The 19514-nt window shown below is 68.0% G+C and carries 15 protein-coding genes; 10 read left to right on the top strand and 5 right to left on the bottom strand.

Annotated elements, in window-relative coordinates:
• The first annotated feature begins 410 nt into the window (after positions 1-410).
• The 4 genes from C664_RS03585 to C664_RS03570 all read left to right on the top strand — a co-directional run bounded on the left by C664_RS03585 (position 411) and on the right by C664_RS03570 (position 6155).
• Entirely contained in the window at positions 411-1691 is a 1281-nt protein-coding gene (locus C664_RS03585; RefSeq protein ID WP_004253382.1) for a hypothetical protein, read from the top strand.
• Between the two features lie 11 nt (positions 1692-1702).
• Positions 1703-2419 carry a hypothetical protein gene (locus tag C664_RS03580; RefSeq protein ID WP_004253379.1) on the top strand — a complete coding sequence of 239 codons (717 nt, stop codon included), beginning with the start codon at positions 1703-1705 and terminating at the stop codon, positions 2417-2419.
• A complete protein-coding gene (locus C664_RS03575) occupies positions 2419-5211 on the top strand; it encodes an AAA family ATPase (RefSeq protein ID WP_004253376.1) in 2793 nt (930 codons plus the stop codon). Before C664_RS03580 ends, C664_RS03575 begins: the two co-directional genes overlap by 1 nt.
• 104 nt (positions 5212-5315) lie before the next feature.
• On the top strand, positions 5316-6155 hold the full coding sequence (locus C664_RS03570; RefSeq protein ID WP_083483042.1) for a phosphate/phosphite/phosphonate ABC transporter substrate-binding protein: 840 nt from the start codon (positions 5316-5318) through the stop codon (positions 6153-6155).
• A gap of 10 nt (positions 6156-6165) precedes the next feature.
• On the opposite strand, the gene C664_RS03565 is transcribed toward C664_RS03570, so the two are convergent.
• Positions 6166-7953 (bottom strand): methyl-accepting chemotaxis protein, encoded by a 1788-nt coding sequence (locus C664_RS03565; protein ID WP_004253369.1) that lies wholly within the window; start codon positions 7951-7953, stop codon positions 6166-6168.
• Between the two features lie 264 nt (positions 7954-8217).
• On the opposite strand from C664_RS03565, the gene lysS reads away from it, so the two are divergent.
• The 6 genes from lysS to C664_RS03535 all read left to right on the top strand — a co-directional run bounded on the left by lysS (position 8218) and on the right by C664_RS03535 (position 15156).
• Positions 8218-9717, top strand: coding sequence for a lysine--tRNA ligase (gene lysS, locus C664_RS03560; RefSeq protein WP_004253365.1), 1500 nt, complete (start codon positions 8218-8220; stop codon positions 9715-9717).
• 8 nt (positions 9718-9725) lie between these two features.
• Positions 9726-10646, top strand: coding sequence for a DUF808 domain-containing protein (locus tag C664_RS03555; protein ID WP_004253362.1), 921 nt, complete (start codon positions 9726-9728; stop codon positions 10644-10646).
• A gap of 37 nt (positions 10647-10683) precedes the next feature.
• Entirely contained in the window at positions 10684-12603 is a 1920-nt protein-coding gene (gene mnmC / locus C664_RS03550; RefSeq protein ID WP_004253360.1) for a bifunctional tRNA (5-methylaminomethyl-2-thiouridine)(34)-methyltransferase MnmD/FAD-dependent 5-carboxymethylaminomethyl-2-thiouridine(34) oxidoreductase MnmC, read from the top strand.
• Between the two features lie 178 nt (positions 12604-12781).
• Positions 12782-13906 carry a PAS domain-containing sensor histidine kinase gene (locus C664_RS03545; protein WP_038010767.1) on the top strand — a complete coding sequence of 375 codons (1125 nt, stop codon included), beginning with the start codon at positions 12782-12784 and terminating at the stop codon, positions 13904-13906.
• Positions 13907-13917: 11 nt separating this feature from the next.
• Complete coding sequence (locus C664_RS03540; RefSeq protein ID WP_004253354.1) at positions 13918-14565, top strand: response regulator; 648 nt, start codon at positions 13918-13920, stop codon at positions 14563-14565.
• Positions 14566-14718: 153 nt separating this feature from the next.
• Positions 14719-15156 carry a phasin family protein gene (locus C664_RS03535; RefSeq protein WP_004253351.1) on the top strand — a complete coding sequence of 146 codons (438 nt, stop codon included), beginning with the start codon at positions 14719-14721 and terminating at the stop codon, positions 15154-15156.
• 80 nt (positions 15157-15236) lie between these two features.
• Here the strand turns inward: C664_RS03535 and gltX are convergent, their stop codons facing one another.
• The 4 genes from gltX to C664_RS03515 all read right to left on the bottom strand — a co-directional run bounded on the left by gltX (position 15237) and on the right by C664_RS03515 (position 19476).
• Entirely contained in the window at positions 15237-16649 is a 1413-nt protein-coding gene (gene gltX, locus C664_RS03530; protein ID WP_004253348.1) for a glutamate--tRNA ligase, read from the bottom strand.
• A 77-nt stretch (positions 16650-16726) separates the two neighbouring features.
• Complete coding sequence (locus tag C664_RS03525) at positions 16727-17521, bottom strand: ABC transporter ATP-binding protein (protein ID WP_004253347.1); 795 nt, start codon at positions 17519-17521, stop codon at positions 16727-16729.
• 1 nt (position 17522) lies between these two features.
• On the bottom strand, positions 17523-18413 hold the full coding sequence (locus tag C664_RS03520) for an ABC transporter permease (protein WP_004253346.1): 891 nt from the start codon (positions 18411-18413) through the stop codon (positions 17523-17525).
• A 91-nt stretch (positions 18414-18504) separates the two neighbouring features.
• Positions 18505-19476, bottom strand: a complete 972-nt coding sequence (locus C664_RS03515; RefSeq protein ID WP_004253343.1) for an ABC transporter substrate-binding protein — start codon at positions 19474-19476, stop codon at positions 18505-18507.
• Positions 19477-19514: the final 38 nt, after the last annotated feature.

The raw sequence follows: 19514 nt of genomic DNA, 5'->3' as shown, positions 1-19514 counted from the left end.
GCCGTTGAGCCAGGAACAACCTGAGGCTTGGCTGGGGCACTTGTGGAGAAGGCGAGGACTGTCTGAGCCAAGCGCAGCGCAGGCGAGTTCCGCAGCCTTCGGAACAAGTGCCCCAGTCGAGCCGATTTCTGTCACCGCAGCTGCAGCACCACTGTGCTCAGTGGCTGCAGAGACGGCGGCCTTCCGGTCGGACGCACGGGGTATTTGTTCCGCCGGCTGCGGAACTCGCTTCGCTCGGACAGTCCTCGCCGGCTCCACAAACACCCCGCACGTCCTCCGGCAACCGAGGCTGAATCGGCTGAAGAACCATACCCGGATCGAGCCTATCGCCCTCTCCAACCGGCTTGATTCCCACCGACGGCAGGTACACCGAACCGACTCAACCCGACTTTGCAGCGCTCCCAGAATCGATGACTGAACCGTTCCTGTCGGACTTTCTCGCACCCGGCGTCGATGCCGACGAAGTGCCGGAACTCGCGGCGCTGAATAGCGCCAGGCCGCTGCTCGACGCCTTCATCACGCTCTTCCGCGGCACCGAGGCCGAAGTCCTCATGCGCCTGCTCGTGCTGCGCGAGATCGGCCGCGAAGCCGAGGCCCCACGCTGGTCGCCGGACGCCCTGCGCGCGCGCTTCACCTATCTCGACCCGGTCAAGCTCGAGACCGTACTCAAGCGCCTGCGCGACAACGCCCTGCTCGCCATCGGCGAAGACGGGCAGTACCACCTCTCCGACATCGGCCGCAACGCGGTGGCCGCCATCGCCATGCTGCTGCGCTTCGGCGAGGAAGAGGATGCCGAGCTCGGCTTCCTCACCGCCCAGCTTGCCGGCCTGCAGGCCGTGGGCGGCGTCACCGCAGAATCGCTCGGCCACCTGCTGTCCAAGCTCAACGACCTCACCTGGCACTTCGAGGAAGCCATCGCCTCCGGTTCCGAATTCCGCATCCTCGACGCCCGTCGCCGCCTGTCGGCCAACGGGCGCTGGCTCGAGCGCGGCACCGACATCCTCAACAAGCTGCTCGCCGATCCCGAGGTCGACTTCGACATCGCCCGCATCGCACAGCGCATCGGCCTCGCGCAGTCGCGGCTGGCACGCGTGGATGCCGCCTTCCAGCGCGCGCTGAACAAGATCGAAGCGCAGCGCGTGACGCTGGGCGGCTCGGGCATCTCGTCGTCGGACGTTGCCGCCTGGCTGCGGCGGCTCGACATCGCCACGCTGGCAGGCTTCGCCGAAGGCGGGCTGGCGGCGGTGCCGGACCTGCCGCTGCTGGCCGGCGGCCACGAACTGCTGGACCGCGCCGAGACCGCGCTCGGCGACGACAAGGTGCGCGGCGAGGTCGATGCCACGCTGCCGCCACCGGACAGCTCGCCCGTCGACACCGCACCCGACGCCGAAGACCTGGCGATGCTCGAGCACTTCACCCATCGTCTCGAGTCCCTGCCGGAACCGCGCCCCCTGCACCACGTCATCGCGGGCGGCGGCTTTGCGCTGGCCAGCTACCGCCTGTCGCTGCTCGCGCTGCTGGCCGACGGCGAGGACGCCAGTCCGGTCGACGGCCCGATCGGCGCCTTCATGCGTCTGCCGCTCGACGTGCGCTTCGGCGACGAGCTGGTGCCGGTCGGCGAAGACGAGATCGCTGCCATCAACGCCGGCGAGGTGGTCCCGCGTGCGACCGCCCTGCCCGCCCAATCCTGAACGGTGCGCCCATGGAACATGAACTGAAGACGCTCACCGCGCGCCTGCTCGCGCAGCGCTGGCTGCCGCGCAGCGACCGCATGGTGCGGCGCGCACTGGTCGACGAGACCTTCCGCCTCGAGCTCGACCGCCGGCTGGCCGACGTCGGCCTGCAACTGCTCGACAACCCCTACGCCGCCCACGTCGGTGTCGCACTGCAGGCCGAGATGGCCGAACCCGTGTTCGGTGCCGGCCGCGAGTACGCCGCCAGCAACCTCGGCCTGGCGCGCGACGAGATCGCGCTGCTGGTGGTGATCTGGTCGCTGGTCGTGCTACCCAAGCGCGAGCGCCAGGTCACGCGGCGCGAACTGATCGACGACGGCCAGACCGACATGTTCGGCGGCGACAAGCCCGTCGCCCACGGCGACAGCGTCTCCGGCAGCCTGGCCGAAAGCTCGCTGGTGGCCGACTTCGGCCCGCGCCTGGGCGGCAAGACCAAGATGACCATAGCGCTCGGCAAGCTCGCGCGGCTGGGCTTCATCGAGCGCCGCAACGGTGTCATCAGCGAAGGGCCACTGCTCGACGTGGCGCTCGACTACCGCGTGATGGCCGACCGCATCATCCACGGCACGCTGGGCGAAGTGCTCGCCGCCGCCGGCCATGCCGTGCCCGAAACCAATGCCTTCGAGGTGGCGGACATTCTGCCCGACGAGGACGGGACTGACGACGACGCCGGAGACAACCGCTGATGTTCCATATCAAGACGCTCGAACTCGTGCACTGGGACTTCTGGCGCCGCTTCTCGCTGCCGCTGGACGCCCAGATCATCACCATCGTCGGCCCCAACGGCTCGGGCAAGACCACCCTGCTCGACGCCCTGCGCACGCTGTTCGCGCTGCGCTGCTCGGGCAAGCGCGACTTCCGCCGCTACGTGCGCCGCGCCGACCGCAGCTTCGCGTGGATCCGCGCCATCGTGGCCAACGTGCCCGGCAGCACCGGCAAGCGCCCGTTCTTCCCCTGCCTGTCGGACGAAGTGACGCTCGCCTGCCGCATCCGCAAGGCCGGCGGCGACTGGATCCGCGATTACGCCATCGTCGACGGCAACCAGGACATCGAGGCGCTCGAGGCCAACAACGACTGGATCGGCCTGCGCGACTACCAGAACCGCCTCGCCTGGGGCGGCCTGACCCCGGCCATCACCAAGGTGCTGGCGCTGGAACAGGGCGACACCGACAAGCTGTGCGAGTACTCGCCCAAGGCCCTGCTCGAGCTGGTGTTCGATGTCTTCGGCGACAAGGAGGTGCTGGACAACTACCAGGCCGCGCGGGAGGAGCAGAAGAACGCCGAGCGCGAGCTGGGCGAACTCGGCATCGATCTCGACCGCCTGAAGACCCAGGCCGAGGAAAAGAAGGCCGAGGCCAACCGCTTCCTCGAATGGAAGCAGCTCGCCGACGAAGCCCAGGCCCTGCAGGCGGAGATCGTGCCGCGGCTCGAGATCGCCGAGCTGGCGCGCGAGATCGCCGACGAGCGCGACGCATTGCGCCGCGTCAGCCGCGAACGCATCGACAGGATCGCGGAGCAGCGCGAGGCCCGTCTGCGGCTCGACGCCGTGCGCGCCGAACAGGACGCCGCCAGCGCCGAACGCAAGCGCCTGAAGGAGGGCGACACCGCCACCGAGCAGCGCTATCTGGCTGCCCACGACCGCGTGCGCGACCTCGAGAAGCTGCTGGCCGAGCGCGACGCCCTGCGCGCCCAGCTCGCCACCGAGCACGGTGCCGACGCGGTGGCGCTGGAGAAGAAACACGAGGAGGCCGACGCCGAGCGCGCCCGCCTGCGCGCCCGGGAACGCGAGCTCGTCGCCGCCTTCGAGGACCGCACCGAGACCCTGCGCAGCGAACGCAACCGCAGCGGCCCGCCGGGCGACGCCGAGGTGTCGCGCTTCCGCGTCAAGCTCAGCGCCGAGGGCATCGCCCACCAGAGCCTGGCCGAGGTCGTCGAGATCACCGATCCGGCCTGGCAGGCGGCGCTCGAGGCCATCCTGCGCCCCTACCGTCACCTGATCCTGCTCGAGCGCGAGGCCGACCGCCACGCCGCCTGGGCGTTGGGCGAGCGCGAGCGCTTCCGCCACTTCATCGTGCCCGAGCGCGAGCCCGCCCCGCCGCCGCGCCCGATGAGCCTGGCCGAAGTCGTCGAATTCAACGGCCCGGTGCCGCGCTGGCTGGCCGACCTGCTCAACCGCATCCGCCGCGTCGAGGATGCCCAGGCCGCCCGCGACCTGCCGCGCGAGCAGGAATGGATCACCCGCGACGGCTACCACCGCGAGCGCCGCGGCGCCCGCCACCTCGGCCGGCCGCAGGAGTTCCACTTCGGCGAGCTCGCCCGCCAGTCGCGCATCGCCGCGCTGCAAGAGGAAATCATCGCGCTCGACAAGCAGCTCCAGGCCCTGCGCCCGAAGCTGGACGAAGCCACTGCGCGCGTCACCACGATCCGTCAGCGCATGCTCGGCCTGCAGTCGGCCCAACTGCTGGCGGCCAATGCCGAACGCTACGCCACCGCCGATTCGGAGCTGCCCCAGGCGCGCAAGGCGCTGACGGCCGCGATCGCCGAGCGAACCGACATGCGCGGCACCCTCGACGCGCTCAACGAGAAGCTCAGCGGCATCCAGATCGAGGTCGACCGCCGCCAGCGCGAGCTCAAGGCCATCGAGCTGCGTCTGGCCGACATCGCCCGCGAGCACGGCCCGCGCCGCCGCACGCAGGCCGAACGCATCGTGACGCTGCGCCGTCGCCGCAGGGGGATGCCGGCGCACTGGCTGGACGCCGGGGAACTCGCCCTGCTCGCCGAAAAGTACGGCGACGCCCGGGGCGCCCGGCTCCAGCTCGAGCGCCTGCGCCGCCACATCGACGAGGGCGACTGGATCACCGACCCGGCCGTGCTGGTCGTGCGCGACCGCCTCGCCGCCGACGTTGGCCGCCGCGAGCGCGACTACCTCGACCGCCAGGGCTACTGCGCCACCGCGCGCAACCACAGCGACAACGCACGCGCCGCCTACATCGCCAAGCTGCGCGCCACCGTGCGCCAGTACGCGAAGAACCTCAAGGCCCTGGGCGACCTCGCCAACGTCAGCGTGGACTGCCCCACGCCGCACCTCGAGAACGACGACGTCTCGCTATCGCAGGCCGGGCTGGAGGTCCGCTTCGATTTCGACCGCAAGGGTGCGGTGGGCCTGAACGACGGCGAAGCCTCGGGCGGCCAGCAGGTCATGAAGTCGCTGATCCTGCTGATCGGCCTGCTGATGGACGAAGCCCGCCCCGGCGGTTTCGTCTTCATCGACGAGCCCTTCGCTCACCTCGACGTCGCCAACATCGACCGCGTCGGCACCTTCCTGCGCGCCACCCGCGCGCAGTACCTGATCACCACGCCGGTCACACACAACGCCAACGTGTTCGCGCCGGCGCAGCTCACGCTCGTGACGCGCAAGAAACAGCCGGGCAACGACTGGGCTCCGCCGGTCGGCGTGTTGCAGAGGGCCTTGGACTAATGCCTGCCGTGACCGATTCCACACCTTGACCTGCATCAAAATTGAGACCATCCCGGCTGCATTCTCAATTCATGCATTCCAACTTTCCTGCCGCCGGTAAAGACATGACGACATCCCTGCCCCAACGTTCGCTGCTCGCCCTGATCTCCGCCCTTGCCCTCGGACATGGGTTGCCTGCCGTGGCTCAGGATGCGAGGCCCCTCAGCCTCGCGGTCAGCGAAGGCACTTCGGGCGGCATCGACGCCGCCACCGCGCGCAAGAAGTACGCGCCGATGGCCGACCGCCTGTCCGCCGCGCTCGGGCGCAAGGTCGAAGTCGCCTTCGTGCGCGAATTTGCCGCGCTCGAAGAAGGCATGCGCGACGGCAAGTTCGACTTCGTGATCGCCCGCCCGTCGGACTACCCGGCACGCGGTCTGCGCGACTACCGCTACCAGTATGTCGCCAACGCCGAACCCGAAGGCCACTGCATGCTGGTGGTCCGCGCCGACTCGCCGGTCAAGTCGTTCGCCGACCTGCGCGGCAAGACCTTCGTGCTGCCGGAAGAGGTTGCCTACATGACGCGCTTCTGCCGCGCCGAACTGCGCGACAAGGGCATCGACCTCAGCAAGGAAAGCGTCTTCTACGTGCGCGAACAGGGTGCGATTCCCTTCGGGCTCGAGAAAGGCATTGCCGATGTCGGCGGCCTGGCGTCGTACTCGGGCGCCGTACGCAAGTGGCGCGAGAGCGGGCAGCGCATCCTGCACGAATCGGTCGGCCAGCCTTACATGCCGGTGGTCGGCCATCCCGGCCTGTCGCCCGGAGACATCGCCAAGGCACGCCAGGTGCTGGTCGGCCTGTCGAGCGACGAGGCCGGTCAGGCCTTCCTGCGCCAGCTCGGCATCACCGGCTTCTCCGCCGGCGAGGAAGACCGCCTGCGCAAGCTGCTGGGCTGGCTGGGCGTGTGATCGGCGGCCGTCAGCGTCCCAGCAGCGCCTCGGCCGGCATGCCGACCCGGACGTTGCCCCAATGCCGCCCGCCGATCATGATCGGCATGGCAATGTCGCACAGGATCTCGCCGGTGTCGCGCAGGTAGGTCTGCAGCAGCATCGACTCGGTGTTGCGTGCGGCACGCAGCTCGGGCGGACGCTCGAACTTGCGGCAGGTGCGGTTGCCCACCAGATCGGCCTCGTAGTTGCCGGTGAGCGGCTTCGAGAACTTGCCGTTGTGCGCCGACAGGTAGCCATCGGTATTGACCGCCACCGCGAAGGCCGCGCCCTGGGTCGCGCCCAGGGTGCCATCCAGCAGGGCCTGGCAGCGTCGGGTGAATTCATCGCCCCACGTGACCTTGAACTTCTGCGGATTGGTGCCGGGTATCGGCTGGTAGCGGCGGTCGAACACGTCGATGCGGCTGGCGGCCATCTCTTCGAGCTGCGCCTGGATGCGGTCGCGGAAGATACGGGTCTGGTCCACCGCGAGGTCGAACGCGCCGCGGCCGATCTTGAAGCGGGACACCAGCTCCTGCACCGCTTCGGTCGCCTCCGTGAGATCAAGCGTGCGTCGTTCGCTGTCCTGCATCTGCTCGCCGACCTTGGCAGAGAGCTGGTTGATGGCGGTGACGTTCTCATGGACACGCGCGTTGGTCTCGCTCAGCGATTCCATCGCGACGGCGATCTGGCTCAGTTGCCGGCCGGAGGTCTCGAACTCGCCGACCATGTGCTCGAACTGCCTCGCCGAGCGCTCGACCACGGCGCGCGTGTCCTGCACATCGACGTTGATGACCTCGTTCTCGCTGCGGGTGTTGGCCACCAGGCCCAGCATGCCGTTGATGTTGCCGACGATCTCCTCGGTGGCCTTGTTCACCCGCTCGGCTAGCTTGCGCACTTCGTCCGCGACGACGGCGAAACCGCGACCGGCCTCGCCCGCCCGCGCCGCCTCGATGGCGGCGTTCAGGGCCAGCAGGTTGGTCTGGTCGGCGATCTCACGGATCAGCACCGCGATGTGCTTCACGCTCTCGGACCGCGTCGACAGGTCATCCACCGTGGTGTTGAACTTCAGCACCTTCTCGCTGACCGTGTTGATCTTGCCGGCGATCTCCTGCATCTCCGCGAGCGAATCACGCGCGATGACGAGGTTCGCGCTGGTCGATTCGGTGATCTGGCGGGCGCCGTGCGACACCTCCTCGATCGCCGCGGTCGAGGCGGTGCTGGTCTCGAAGACCTCGGCCGTCATGCGCTCCTGCTCGCGGGCGCCGGCCGCCGAGTTCTCGATGCGCAGCTTCACCTGCACGGCCTCGCGGGCGATGTTCACGCTCATGTTACGCACCTCGCCGATGATCTCGCGCATGCGGTCGGCGAAGCGGTTGAAGCTGATCGCGAGATCGCGGAACTCGTCGTGGCTGCACAGCGGCAGGTTGCGCGAGAAATCGCCCTCGCCATGACTGACATCGTCGAAGACTTCGCGGATCGCGCGTACCGGCCGCACGATCAGGTGGCGCAGGTAGAGGATCTGTCCCACCGTCAGCAGCAGTGCAAACACGCTGAGCGAGACCATCATGACGAACCCCTTGTCGAGCATCGCCATGATGCCCGCGGCGACCTCGGGACCACGTCCGAGCATCGTCTCGATCTCGGAGGCATGCCACCAGTAAACGGCCAGGTACAGGATGTTGATCACGAACAGCAGCAGCAGACTGCTGAGCTTCTTGGTCAGTGAGTTCCAGAAAGTCTTTTCGACTGATTCGTAAAGCTCGCGGAAACTGCTCATCGCCGGGTTCCTGAGACGAGATGGATCGGTAAATGCACTATCGGTGTGCAAAACGCGCACTTTAGAGCTGAAGATGAAATATTTCCGCGAAACAATGCACGGTTGCGACCCTCGCGCTGCACCGCCGCGCTTCGCCCGCCCGTCCGCGAGCCCCCCGGCCCGCCGCCGCAATTGCCCTGCCCCCCCTCCGCCTGCGACAATCACGCCTTTGCCGCCGGCATCGCGCCGGCGCCGACGAATTTCCATCCGATCCGAATCGACACCATGTCCGACCAGACGAACACCCCGCCGCAGGACGAGAACCACCTGATCGCCGAGCGCCGCGAGAAACTCGCCGCCTGGCGCCAGAGCGGCCGCGCCTTCCCCAACGACTTCTCGCGCGAGAACACGGCCGGCAAGCTCGACGAACTGTATGGCGAGAAGGACGCCGAAGCGCTGGAAGCGATGCCGGTCGAGGTCAAGGTGGCCGGGCGCATCATGTTGAAGCGCGTGATGGGCAAGGCGAGCTTCGTCACCATCCAGGACCTCTCCGGCCGCATCCAGCTGTACGTGCAGCGCGACGGCGTGGGCGAGGACGTGTATGCCCAGTTCAAGACCTGGGACATCGGCGACATCGTCGGCTGCGTGGGCACCGTGTTCAAGACCAAGACCGGCGAGCTGTCGGTCAAGGCCAGCGAGATCCGCCTGCTGACCAAGAGCCTGCGCCCGCTGCCGGACAAGTTCCACGGCCTCACCGACGTCGAGCAGAAATACCGCCAGCGCTACGTCGACATGATCATGAACGAGCAGACGCGCTTCACCTTCGTGGCGCGCAGCCGCATGGTGCAGTCGATCCGCAACTACATGACCGGCCACGGCTTCCTCGAGGTCGAGACGCCGATGATGCACCCCATTCCCGGCGGCGCAGCGGCCAAGCCCTTCATCACCCACCACAACGCGCTCGACATGGAGCTGTTCCTGCGCATCGCGCCGGAGCTCTACCTCAAGCGCCTGGTGGTGGGCGGCTTCGAGAAGGTGTTCGAGGTCAACCGCAACTTCCGCAACGAAGGCCTCAGCCCGCGCCACAACCCCGAATTCACCATGATGGAGTTCTATGAGGCGTACGCGAACTACAAGACGCTGATGGACTTCACCGAAGGCCTGATCCGCCAGGCCGCACGCGAGGCGCTGGGCACCGAATCCTTCGTCTACCAGGGTCGCGAGCTGGACCTGTCCAAGCCCTTCCACCGCCTGACCATCGTGCAGGCGATCCGCAAGTACCACCCGGGCTTCACCGAGGAACAGCTGGCTGACGCCGCGTGGCTGAAGGAGAAGATCGTCGCCTTCGGCGAAAAGGTGAAGCCGGGCGGGCTGGGCAGCCTGCAGCTGCAGCTGTTCGAAGCCTGCGCCGAAGCCGAGCTGTGGGAGCCGACCTTCATCATCGACTACCCGGTGGAGGTCTCGCCGCTGGCGCGCGCCTCGGACACCGACCCCGAGATCACCGAGCGCTTCGAACTCTTCATCGTCGGCCGCGAGATCGCCAACGGCTTCTCCGAGCTCAACGATCCCGAGGACCAGGCCGCGCGCTTCCGCGCTCAGGTCGAGGCCAAGGAGGCCGGCGACGAGGAAGCCATGTACTTCGACGCCGACTACATCCGCGCGCTCGAGTACGGCCTGCCCCCGACCGGCGGCTGCGGCATCGGCATCGATCGCCTGGTGATGCTGCTGACCGACTCGCCCTCGATCCGCGACGTCATCCTGTTCCCGCAGATGCGTCCGGAGTAATCCCCACCATGGCCGGCGGCAGCCTGTTCCTGCTTCTCGACGACATCGCGAGCGTGCTCGACGACGTCGCCACGATGACCAAGGTGGCGACCAAGAAGACCGCAGGCGTACTGGGCGATGACCTTGCCCTCAACGCCCAGCAGGTAACGGGCGTGCGCGCCGACCGCGAAATCGCGGTGGTGTGGGCCGTGGCGAAGGGCTCGCTGCTCAACAAGGCCATCCTGGTGCCGGCAGCGCTGGCAATCAGCGTGTTCGCGCCCTGGCTGATCGCCCCGCTGCTGATGCTGGGCGGCGCCTTCCTGTGCTTCGAGGGCTTCGAGAAGCTGGCGCACAAGTTCCTTCACGGCAAGGAAGAAGCCGGACACCGCAGCGAGGTGGTCAGGGCGCTGGCCGCCCTCGAGGTCGACCTGGTCGCGCTGGAGAAGGACAAGATCAAGGGCGCTGTGCGCACCGACTTCATCCTGTCGGCCGAGATCATCGTGATCGCGCTCGGCGTGGTGGGCGGCATGCCGTTCGGCACGCAGGTCGCGGTGCTGATCAGCATCGCGGTGATGATGACGATCGGGGTCTATGGCCTTGTCGCTGGCATCGTCAAGCTCGACGACGCCGGGCTCTTGCTCAGCCGCATGGGCAATGCGGTGGCGCGCGGCATCGGTGCGGCCGTCCTGTGGCTCGCCCCCTGGCTGCTGCGGGCCCTGTCGGTGCTGGGCACGGCGGCGATGTTCCTGGTCGGCGGCGGCATCCTCAGCCACGGTCTTCCGCCGGTGCATCACCTGATCGAAACCCTCACGGCCGGCATGACGGGCCTGACGGGCGCCCTGCTGCCCACCCTGCTCGACGGCGTGGTCGGGATGGTCGTCGGCGCCCTGGTGCTGGTGGTCGTCGGCCTCGGCAAGCGTCTGCTGCCCCGCCGCGCCGCCACGCACTGAGCGGCGGCGCACCAGGCGATTTCCTTCCGGTCGCAGCATGGCAGCAAAACCCCTCATCCCCGCTCGGCTGGCCTTCGCCGCAGGTGGCACGCCCTACTCCGCTACTTTCGACGACGTCTACCACTCGGCCGACGGCGGTCTCGGACAGGCCCGCCATGTCTTTCTCGCGGGCAACGACCTGCCACGGCGCTGGCAGGGGCGCGAACGCTTTGTCATCCTCGAAACCGGCTTCGGCCTCGGGCTCAACTTCCTCGCCACCTGGGCGACCTGGCGAGCCGACCCGCAACGTTGCGCCCGGCTGCACTTCATCTCCTGCGAGCTGCACCCGTTCAGCCGCGAGGATCTCGCCACCCTGCACGCCCGCTGGCCGGAACTGGCGCCGCTCGCGGCCGAACTCCAGGACCGCTGGCCGGTCCTTGCGCCCGGCCTGCACCGGCTGCACCTCGACGGCGGACGCGTCAGCCTGACGCTCTATCTCGGCGATGCACGCGACGGACTCGACCGCCTGACGCTCTGCGCCGACGCCTTCTATCTGGATGGCTTCTCGCCCGCGCGCAACCCCGAACTGTGGTCCGAGCGCATCTTCCACCTGCTGGCCCGCCTGGCTGCACCGGACGCCACGCTCGCCACCTGGTCGGTCGCCGGCCCGGTCCGCGAAGGGCTGCGCCGCGCCGGCTTCGAACTCGAGAAGTCGCCCGGCTTCGGCGGCAAGCGCCAGATGCTGCGCGGCCACCGCACCTGGCCCGCACAGCGCGAGTCCACTCCAGACCGTCACGCCCTGATCCTCGGCGCCGGCATCGCCGGTTGCAGCATTGCCGAGCGGCTGGCTGCGCGTGGCTGGCGCATCGACCTGATCGATGCCGCCGACGGCCCTGGCCAGGGCGCCTCCGGCAACCACGCCGGCGTGCTGCGCCCGCTGCCCAGCCTCGACGACAACCGCATGAGCCGGCTGACCCGCGCCGGCAGCCTGTACGGCTGGCAGACGATCGCCAGGCTGCACCGCGAGGGCCTGGCACCAAAGGCCGACGCGTGCGGCGTGCTTCATCTCGCGCGCGACGGCGTGCAGGAGGGCAAGATGCGCAAGGTCGTCGATGCGCTGGACCTGCCTCGGGCCCACCTGCGCTTCGTCGACAGCGCCGAAGCAGCGGCGATCGCAGGCTGTGCCGTCCAGTACGGCGGCTGGTTCTTCAGCGACAGCGGCTGGGTGCAACCGCCCAGCCTGTGCCGTGCGCTGCTGCAGCGCGCCGAAGCCAGTGCCCCGCTGCGCACCCACTTCGGTCGCCAGGTGGAAGGTCTCGCCCGCGTGGATGGGCGGTGGCAAGCGCTCGCCGCAGACGGCAGCGTCATTGCCGAGGCGCCGACGCTGATCCTGGCGGCGGGAACCGGCGTCATGCGCTTCCCGGTGGCGCACGGCCTGCCCGTCGTCAGCGCCCGTGGCCAGGTTTCCCTCCTGCCCGCCGGCGCCGGCAGCCCGCCACGCGTCGTGGTCTGCTGCGGCGGCTACGTCAGCCCCGAGGTCGATGGTGTGCGTTGCGCCGGCGCGACGTTCGCGGTCGACGATGCCGAGCCCGCACTGCGCGCCGCCGATCATGCTGAGAACCTGGCCAAGCTCGAGAACATGCTGCCCGGCGCAGCGACCGGGTTCGACGCCGACCAGCTGGCCGGGCGCGTCGGCTTCCGCCCGGCCTCACCCGACCGCCTGCCGATGGTCGGCGCCCTGCCGGCGGCGCACGGCATCGACCGCGGAACGGTCTTGAGCGACATTCCGCGCCAGCCGGGGGCATACGTGCTGTCGGGCTACGGCGCACGCGGCCTGGTGTGGTCGGCGATCGCAGCCGAGCTGCTGGCGAGCCAGATCGAGGGAGACCCCCTGCCCCTTGAACGCGATCTGTGCGATGCCGTCGATCCTGCACGCTTCCTGCTGCGCCCGCCGCGCGCAGTCCGCCTGGAGGACTGATCCAATCCGGCACTGCAGGTGCCTGACTCGGCACACCGTGGCGCCATGACCTAGAATTGGGGCGAGTACGTAACATGCATGCCTCGAGTGCGCCGGAGCTTGGCGTCCGCAACGCCGAATGACGCCACGGGCCTCTTCGCTCGAGGCAGAGACAGGTTTCTTGTCGAACGAGGTGAGCATGTCCGTCCGCACCCTGGGCCACGCCATCCGAGATGCCGACATCGCATCCGCGCTCGAGGCGGTGGAGCGGCGGCTGGCGGCGACGCAGGCGCTCGCCCGCGTCGGCGACTGGACCCTGGAGCGCGACACCGCGCGCATGACCTGGTCGCCCGAACTGTTCCGGCTGTTCGAGCGACCCCTCGAATACGGCGTGCCGGACGTAAATGAAGCCCTGTCCTATTTCGGCGCCGAGTCGCTCGAGCTCACGCGCACGGCCTTCTGGCACGCCATCGACAGCGGCGAACGCTGCACGCTTGAACAGGAAGTCATCCTGCCGTCAGGCGCAAGGCGGCATCATGTCACCGTGATCGTTCCGGTAGCCGATGAACGCGGCAGGGTGTTCATGCTATATGGAACGGTGCAGGACATCACCGAACGCAAGGCCCTCGAGGCGGAACGCCTGAGCCATGTGGCGCGCGTGGCCGAACTGTCGCGCCGGCTGCTGGACGTGGGCGAACGCGAGCGACGACAACTTGCTGCGGCCCTGCACGACCACGCGAGCCCGAACCTGGCCGCGCTGAAGCTGACCTTCACCAATCTGGTCGGCGCCCTGCCCGCCCCGGTACGCACGGAACTCGAACCCTTGCTCGACGATGCCATCGCGCTGCTGGCCGACACCGATGCGGGCATCCGCGAGATCTGCACGACACTGCGCCCGGCCACGCTCGACTACGCCGGCCTCGCGCCGGCCATCCGCGAATACGCCAATCAGGTCGCACGTCATAGCGGCAGCGCGGTATTGCTCGATCTGGCCGACGACGACATTCGCTTGCCGCCCGACCTCCAGACACTGCTGTTCCGCATCGCACAGGAAGCACTCACCAACTGTGCCAAGCATGCGTCCGCCAGCCTCGTGCGCGTCAGCCTGCACAGTGAGGACGGATGCATCCGCTTGCGGATCAGCGACGATGGCTGCGGCTTCGAGCCCGCGGAACTGGGGCAGCCCGGCACAAGGCCGGGGCTCGGCCTGATCACCATGCGCGAACGCGCCGAACTGGCCGGCGGGCGTTTCCAGCTACGCTCGGCTGCGGATCAGGGATGCGACATCGAAGTGGAACTTGCGGTACCGCCGTGCACCGCATGAAGGAGTCCGCCATGAAGCTACGCATCGTGCTCGCCGACGACCATCAGATGTTCCGTCACGCCCTGCGCGCGCTGCTGGAGAACGATCCCGGGATCGAAGTGGTCGGTGAGGCCGCCGACGGCGAGGCATTGCTGCGGCTCGTCGAGCAAGCGCCTGTGGACATCGTCTGCATCGACATCGGCATGCCGGGCATGAACGGCATCGAAGCCACGCGGCGCCTGCATGCAGTGCGCCCGGACATCCGTGTGATCGGCCTGTCCGCCTACGCCGACCGCCAGTTCGTCATCGACCTGCTCAACGCCGGCGCACACGGTTACGTGACCAAGGCCGACGCGGGCGACGAACTGCTGCGCGCCATCCACAACGTAAGGCAGGGACGCACCTACCTGTGCCCGGATGTGGCGGGCGCCATTGCCAGCGCCCTGCGCTTCGGCACCGATGCGCAGGCCAGTGCGCGGCAACTCACCGCCCGCGAGCGTCAGGTCCTGCAGCTGATCGCAGAAGGCCATACCTCGGCGCGCATCGCCGATCGGCTGCACATTGCGGCGTCGACGGTCGAGGTCCATCGCCGCAACATCATGCGCAAGCTCGATCTGCACAACGTCGCCGATCTCACCCGCTACGCCATCGTCAACGGCATATGCCGGGCGGCTGACTGAGCGTTCCAAGTTCGGCCACCTTTCCACCACGTGACACGATCTACCGGTTTTCCGGTACGTATAAACACCAAGAACGAGGTATATCCGGCTCATGCCCAAGGCATTAGCATCTGGGCTCCACACACGCTCCGAGTCAATCGAGAGGAAGACCAGATGAACATCCATCCGTCCATGCAGCGTTTTTCCACCACCACCGAATCCAGCCTGCAGACTTTCCAGTCGCTCACCGACATCGTGCTCGATGCCACCGAGCAACTGATTGCGCTGAACGTCGGTGCCGCCCGCTCGCTGTGCGCCTTCGCCTCGGCCCAGAGCCTGCCGGTCAGTGGCGAAGCCCTGCCCAACCAGTTGGCCGACCGCATCGCCGCGCAACACCAGGGTCTGGAGCAGGCTGCGGAATACCTGCGCAACGTGAATGAGATCTGCCTGCGCACGCAGTCGGAAGTCGCCGAGATCGGCACCCGTCACATCAACGAAATGAGCAGCTCGATGCAGACGCTGTTCGGCGAAGTCGCCAAGCTGACGCCGGCTGCCGGCCTGGAAATGATCGCCACCCCGGCGAGCACGCGGACGACGCGCAAGGCGGCCTGATCGCCGAAACGCGCGCGGTAGAACGACGAAGGCCCCGGAATTCCGGGGCCTTCGTCGTTTACGCGGCGAGGCAGTCCAGCTCAGGCATGGCGGTCCAGACGTGCCAGTACCCGTTCGCGCCCGAGCACCTCGAGCACGGCATCGATCGACGGTGTCTGCGGCACACCCAGCACCGCCACCCGCAGCGGAATGGCGACCTGCGGCATCTTCAGGCCGTGCTCGGCCATGGTGTCCTTGATCGCCTGCGACAGCGCCGCCTTGTTCCAGTCGGCGCCCGCCAGGCGTCCGCGCAGGCTGGCAAGCGCCGCCTTCGCCGCATCGGTGAGGTGCTGGCCGATGAGCTCGGGCGCCGGATGCACGTCCGCGACAAACAACTCGACCGAATCGGCCAGTTCGTTCAGGTTCGCGACACGATCCTTGTACAGCGCCACCGCCGCCTCCAGCGTCACGCCGGTCTCGGGGTTAACGCCGCGACGGGCAAGACGATTCGCCACCTGCGCGGCCAGGAAAGCGTCGTCCGCCTTCTTGATGTACTGGGCGTTCAGCCAGTTGAGCTTCTCGGTGTTGAACTGGGCGGCCGAAGGCGTGATGTGGTCGAGGTCGAACCACTCGACGAACTGCTGACGACTGAAGACTTCATCGTCGCCGTGGCTCCAGCCCAGGCGCGCCAGGTAGTTGATGACCGCGTCCGGCAGGTAGCCGTCGTCGTCGTACTGCATCACGCTCACCGCGCCGTGGCGCTTGGAGAGCTTGGTGCCGTCGTCGCCGAGGATCATCGACAGGTGGGCGTAAAGCGGCACCTCGGCGCCGAGCGCGCGCAGCACGTTGATCTGGCGCGGGGTGTTGTTCACATGGTCGTCGCCACGGATGACGTGGGTGATGCCCATGTCCCAGTCGTCCACCACCACGCAGAAGTTGTAGGTCGGCGTGCCGTCGGCGCGAGCGATGATGAAGTCGTCCAGTTCGGCGTTGCCGATCTCGATGCGCCCCTTCACCAGGTCGTCCCAGGCCACGACACCGTCGGTCGGGTTGCGGAAGCGCACCACGGGCTGCACGCCTTCCGGCGGCTGCGGCAGGGTCTTGCCCGCCTCGGGACGCCAGCGGCCGTCATAGCGCGGCTTCTCGCCGCGGGCGCGCTGCTCCTCGCGGATGCGGTCGAGTTCTTCAGACGACATGTAGCAGTGGTAGGCGGTGCCGGCGGCCAGCATCTGCTGGATGACATCCTTGTACCGGTCCATGCGTTGCATCTGGTAGAACGGGCCCTCGTCATGCTCCAGGCCCAGCCAGTGCATGCCGTCGAGGATGGCCTGCACCGCTTCGGGGGTGGAGCGGGCGACGTCGGTGTCCTCGATGCGCAGGATGAAGGTGCCGCCATGGCGACGGGCAAACGCCCACGAGAACAGCGCGGTGCGCGCGCCGCCGATGTGCAGGTAGCCGGTGGGACTGGGGGCGAAGCGGGTACGGACGGGACGGGAAGCAGGAGACTGGGACATGGTGGAATTCGTTGGTGACGCTCGGGCGAAGCGCGGATTCTAAGGGATTGAAAAGGAGCTGACGGGGGGGCCGGCGCTCAGCTCAGCAGCAGCGCATCGTCGTCGACCTCCTCGCCGCGCACCTTCTCGAACATGTCGAGCAGGTGATGCACGTCGAGCCCTTCACGATCGGGGCCGGAGACATCCAGCACCACGCGGCCCTGGTGCAGCATCACGGTGCGCTGGCCAACGTCGAGCGCCTGGCGCATCGAATGCGTGACCATCATCGTCGTGAGCTTGTGCTCGGCGACGATGCGCACGGTCAGCTCCAGCACGAAGGCGGCGGTGCGCGGATCGAGCGCCGCGGTGTGCTCGTCGAGCAGCAACAGGCGCGAAGGCTGCAGCGCCGCCATCAGCAGGCTCACCGCCTGGCGCTGGCCACCGGAGAGCAGGCCGATGCGGTCGGACAGGCGGTTCTCCAGGCCGAGGCCGAGCGTGGCGAGCTGGGCGCGGAACTCCTCGCGCAGCGCCGGCTTGACCGCGAAGGAGAAACCGCGGCGCTGGCCGCGCATCTTGGCGAGCGCCATGTTCTCCTCGATCGTCAGGTCCTCGCAGGTGCCGGCGAGCGGGTCCTGGAACACCCGCGCCACATGGCGCGCGCGCCCCCACACCGGCTGGCGGGTCATGTCGATGCCGTCGATCTCGATACTGCCGCTGTCGACACGCTGTTCGCCCGAGACGGCGTTGAGGAAGGTCGACTTGCCGGCGCCGTTGGAGCCGATCACGGTGACGAACTGTCCGGTCGGGATCTCGAGGCTCATGCCGCGCAGGGCCTGGGTTTCGATCGGCGTGCCGGGGTTGAAGGTCAGGCGCAGGTCGGTTGCTTTCAACATCTCAGTTTCCCTTCTTTCCAGACCAGTGGGCGCGCAGCTTGGGCACCACCAGCGCGACCGTCACCAGCACCGCGGTGACGAGGTTGAGATCCTGCGCCTGCAGGCCGATGAAGTCCGAGTTGAGCGCGAGTGCGATGAAGAAGCGATAGACGATGGCGCCGACGATTACCGCGATCGTCGCCAGGTAGAGCTTGCGCGAGGGCAGCAGGCTCTCGCCGACGATCACCGCCGCGAGGCCGATGACGATGGTGCCCACCCCCATCGAGATGTCCGCTCCGCCCTGGGTCTGCGCGAACAGTGCGCCAGCCAGGCTCACCAGCGCGTTCGACAGCGCCATGCCGGCCAGCACCGCCAGCCCCGTATTGACGCCCTGCGCCCGCGCCATGCGCGCATTGGAGCCGGTCGCGCGGATCGCCAGACCGCTCTGGGTGGCGAAGTAGGCATCGAGCATCAGCTTCACCGCCAGCACCACGAACACCAGCAGCAGCGGACGGAACACGTAGTCCGCCAGCGCCTCGGGCTGCAGCAGGTTGAAGACGGTGGGCTCCATGATCAACGGCACGTTGGGCTTGCCCATGATGCGCAGGTTGATCGAGTACAGCGCGATCATCATCAGGATGCTGGCGAGCAGGTCCATGATCTTGAGGCGCACGTTGAGCCAGCCGGTGATCAGCCCCGCGACCGCGCCGGCGATGGTCGCCACGATGGTCGAGACGAAGGGATCGTAGCCGGCCGCGATCATGGTGGCGGCCACGGCGCCGCCGAGCGGGAAGCTGCCGTCGACGGTGAGGTCGGGGAAGCGCAGCAGGCGGAAGGAGATGTACACGCCGAGGGCGACGAGGCTGAAGATCAGGCCGATCTCCAGCGCCCCGAGCAGGGTGTAGAGGGACATGGGGGATACCGTTGGGGGAGGAAACCTGGCGGGCGTTCAGAAGGGAAGCACCCGCCGTGGCCGGCACCAGCCGGCCGCGTGCGGGTCGTTGTTACTGGACGACCTTGGAAGCGTCCTTGACGAGTTCTTCGGACAGCGTGACGCCCTGCTTCCGGGCTGCGCCGGGGTTCACGTGCAGTTCGAGCTTGTTGCTGGTCTCGGGGGCGATGGCACCCGGCTTCTCGCCCTTGAGGATGCGCACCACCATCTGGCCGGTCTGCACGCCGAGGGCCTTGTAGTCCATGCCATAGGCGGCCACCGCGCCGCGCCCGACACTGTCGGTATCGGCGGCAATCAGCGGGATCTTGGCATCCATGCCGACCTTGACCAGCGCCTCGTAGGCCGACACCACGTTGTTGTCGGTGCTGGTGTAGAACACATCGACCTTGCCGATCAGGCTGCGGGCGGCCGAGCCGACGTCGACCGAACGCGGCGCGGCCGCATCGACCAGGCTCATGCCGTGCTCGGGCAGTAGCTTGCGCAGCTGCTCCAGCACCACCACCGAGTTGGCCTCACCCGGGTTGAACACCATGCCGACGCGCTTGGCGTTGGGCGCTACGCGCTTGATCAGCTCGATCTGCTTGCCGAGTTCGAGCGCATCGGACACGCCGGTGATGTTCGTACCCGACGCGGCCATCGAGGGCACCAGCTTGGCCGCCACCGGGTCGGTCACCGCCGAGAACACCAGCGGGATGTCCTTGGTCGCCGCAGCCACGGCCTGGGCCGAGGGCGTGGCGATGGCGACGATCACGTCCGACTTGTCGCCGACGAACTTGCGCGCGATCTGCGCCGCGGTGCCGGTGTTGCCCTGTGCGCTCTGGTACTGCCACTTGAGGTTCTTGCCTTCCTCGTAGCCGGCGGCGGTCAGCGCTTCCTTGACGCCGTCACGTACGGAATCCAGCGCCGGATGCTCGACGATGGCGGTGATCGCGACGGATTTCTGCTGGGCATGGACCGGTGCCGCCATCGCAAAAGCCAGCGCCATCGCACCGAACAGGACCTTGCGGGACTTGATGAAAGGCATTCAGGACTCCTCTGCGGCCATCTCGGCCAGGAAGGTTG

Origin of the sequence: Thauera sp. 63 (assembly GCF_000310165.2) — a bacterium.
Lineage (GTDB): Bacteria > Pseudomonadota > Gammaproteobacteria > Burkholderiales > Rhodocyclaceae > Thauera > Thauera humireducens.
The sequence above is the reverse complement of the archived record's forward strand: the minus strand, read 5'-3'. Positions and strand labels throughout refer to the sequence as shown.

Coding starts and splice junctions, on each gene's coding strand:
- C664_RS03585 (WP_004253382.1), top strand. CDS start 411: ATGACTGAACCGTTCCTGTCGGACTTTCTCGCACCCGGCGTCGATGCC.
- C664_RS03580 (WP_004253379.1), top strand. CDS start 1,703: ATGGAACATGAACTGAAGACGCTCACCGCGCGCCTGCTCGCGCAGCGC.
- C664_RS03575 (WP_004253376.1), top strand. CDS start 2,419: ATGTTCCATATCAAGACGCTCGAACTCGTGCACTGGGACTTCTGGCGC.
- C664_RS03570 (WP_083483042.1), top strand. CDS start 5,316: ATGACGACATCCCTGCCCCAACGTTCGCTGCTCGCCCTGATCTCCGCC.
- C664_RS03565 (WP_004253369.1), bottom strand. CDS start 7,953: ATGAGCAGTTTCCGCGAGCTTTACGAATCAGTCGAAAAGACTTTCTGG.
- lysS (WP_004253365.1), top strand. CDS start 8,218: ATGTCCGACCAGACGAACACCCCGCCGCAGGACGAGAACCACCTGATC.
- C664_RS03555 (WP_004253362.1), top strand. CDS start 9,726: ATGGCCGGCGGCAGCCTGTTCCTGCTTCTCGACGACATCGCGAGCGTG.
- mnmC (WP_004253360.1), top strand. CDS start 10,684: ATGGCAGCAAAACCCCTCATCCCCGCTCGGCTGGCCTTCGCCGCAGGT.
- C664_RS03545 (WP_038010767.1), top strand. CDS start 12,782: ATGTCCGTCCGCACCCTGGGCCACGCCATCCGAGATGCCGACATCGCA.
- C664_RS03540 (WP_004253354.1), top strand. CDS start 13,918: ATGAAGCTACGCATCGTGCTCGCCGACGACCATCAGATGTTCCGTCAC.
- C664_RS03535 (WP_004253351.1), top strand. CDS start 14,719: ATGAACATCCATCCGTCCATGCAGCGTTTTTCCACCACCACCGAATCC.
- gltX (WP_004253348.1), bottom strand. CDS start 16,649: ATGTCCCAGTCTCCTGCTTCCCGTCCCGTCCGTACCCGCTTCGCCCCC.
- C664_RS03525 (WP_004253347.1), bottom strand. CDS start 17,521: ATGTTGAAAGCAACCGACCTGCGCCTGACCTTCAACCCCGGCACGCCG.
- C664_RS03520 (WP_004253346.1), bottom strand. CDS start 18,413: ATGTCCCTCTACACCCTGCTCGGGGCGCTGGAGATCGGCCTGATCTTC.
- C664_RS03515 (WP_004253343.1), bottom strand. CDS start 19,476: ATGCCTTTCATCAAGTCCCGCAAGGTCCTGTTCGGTGCGATGGCGCTG.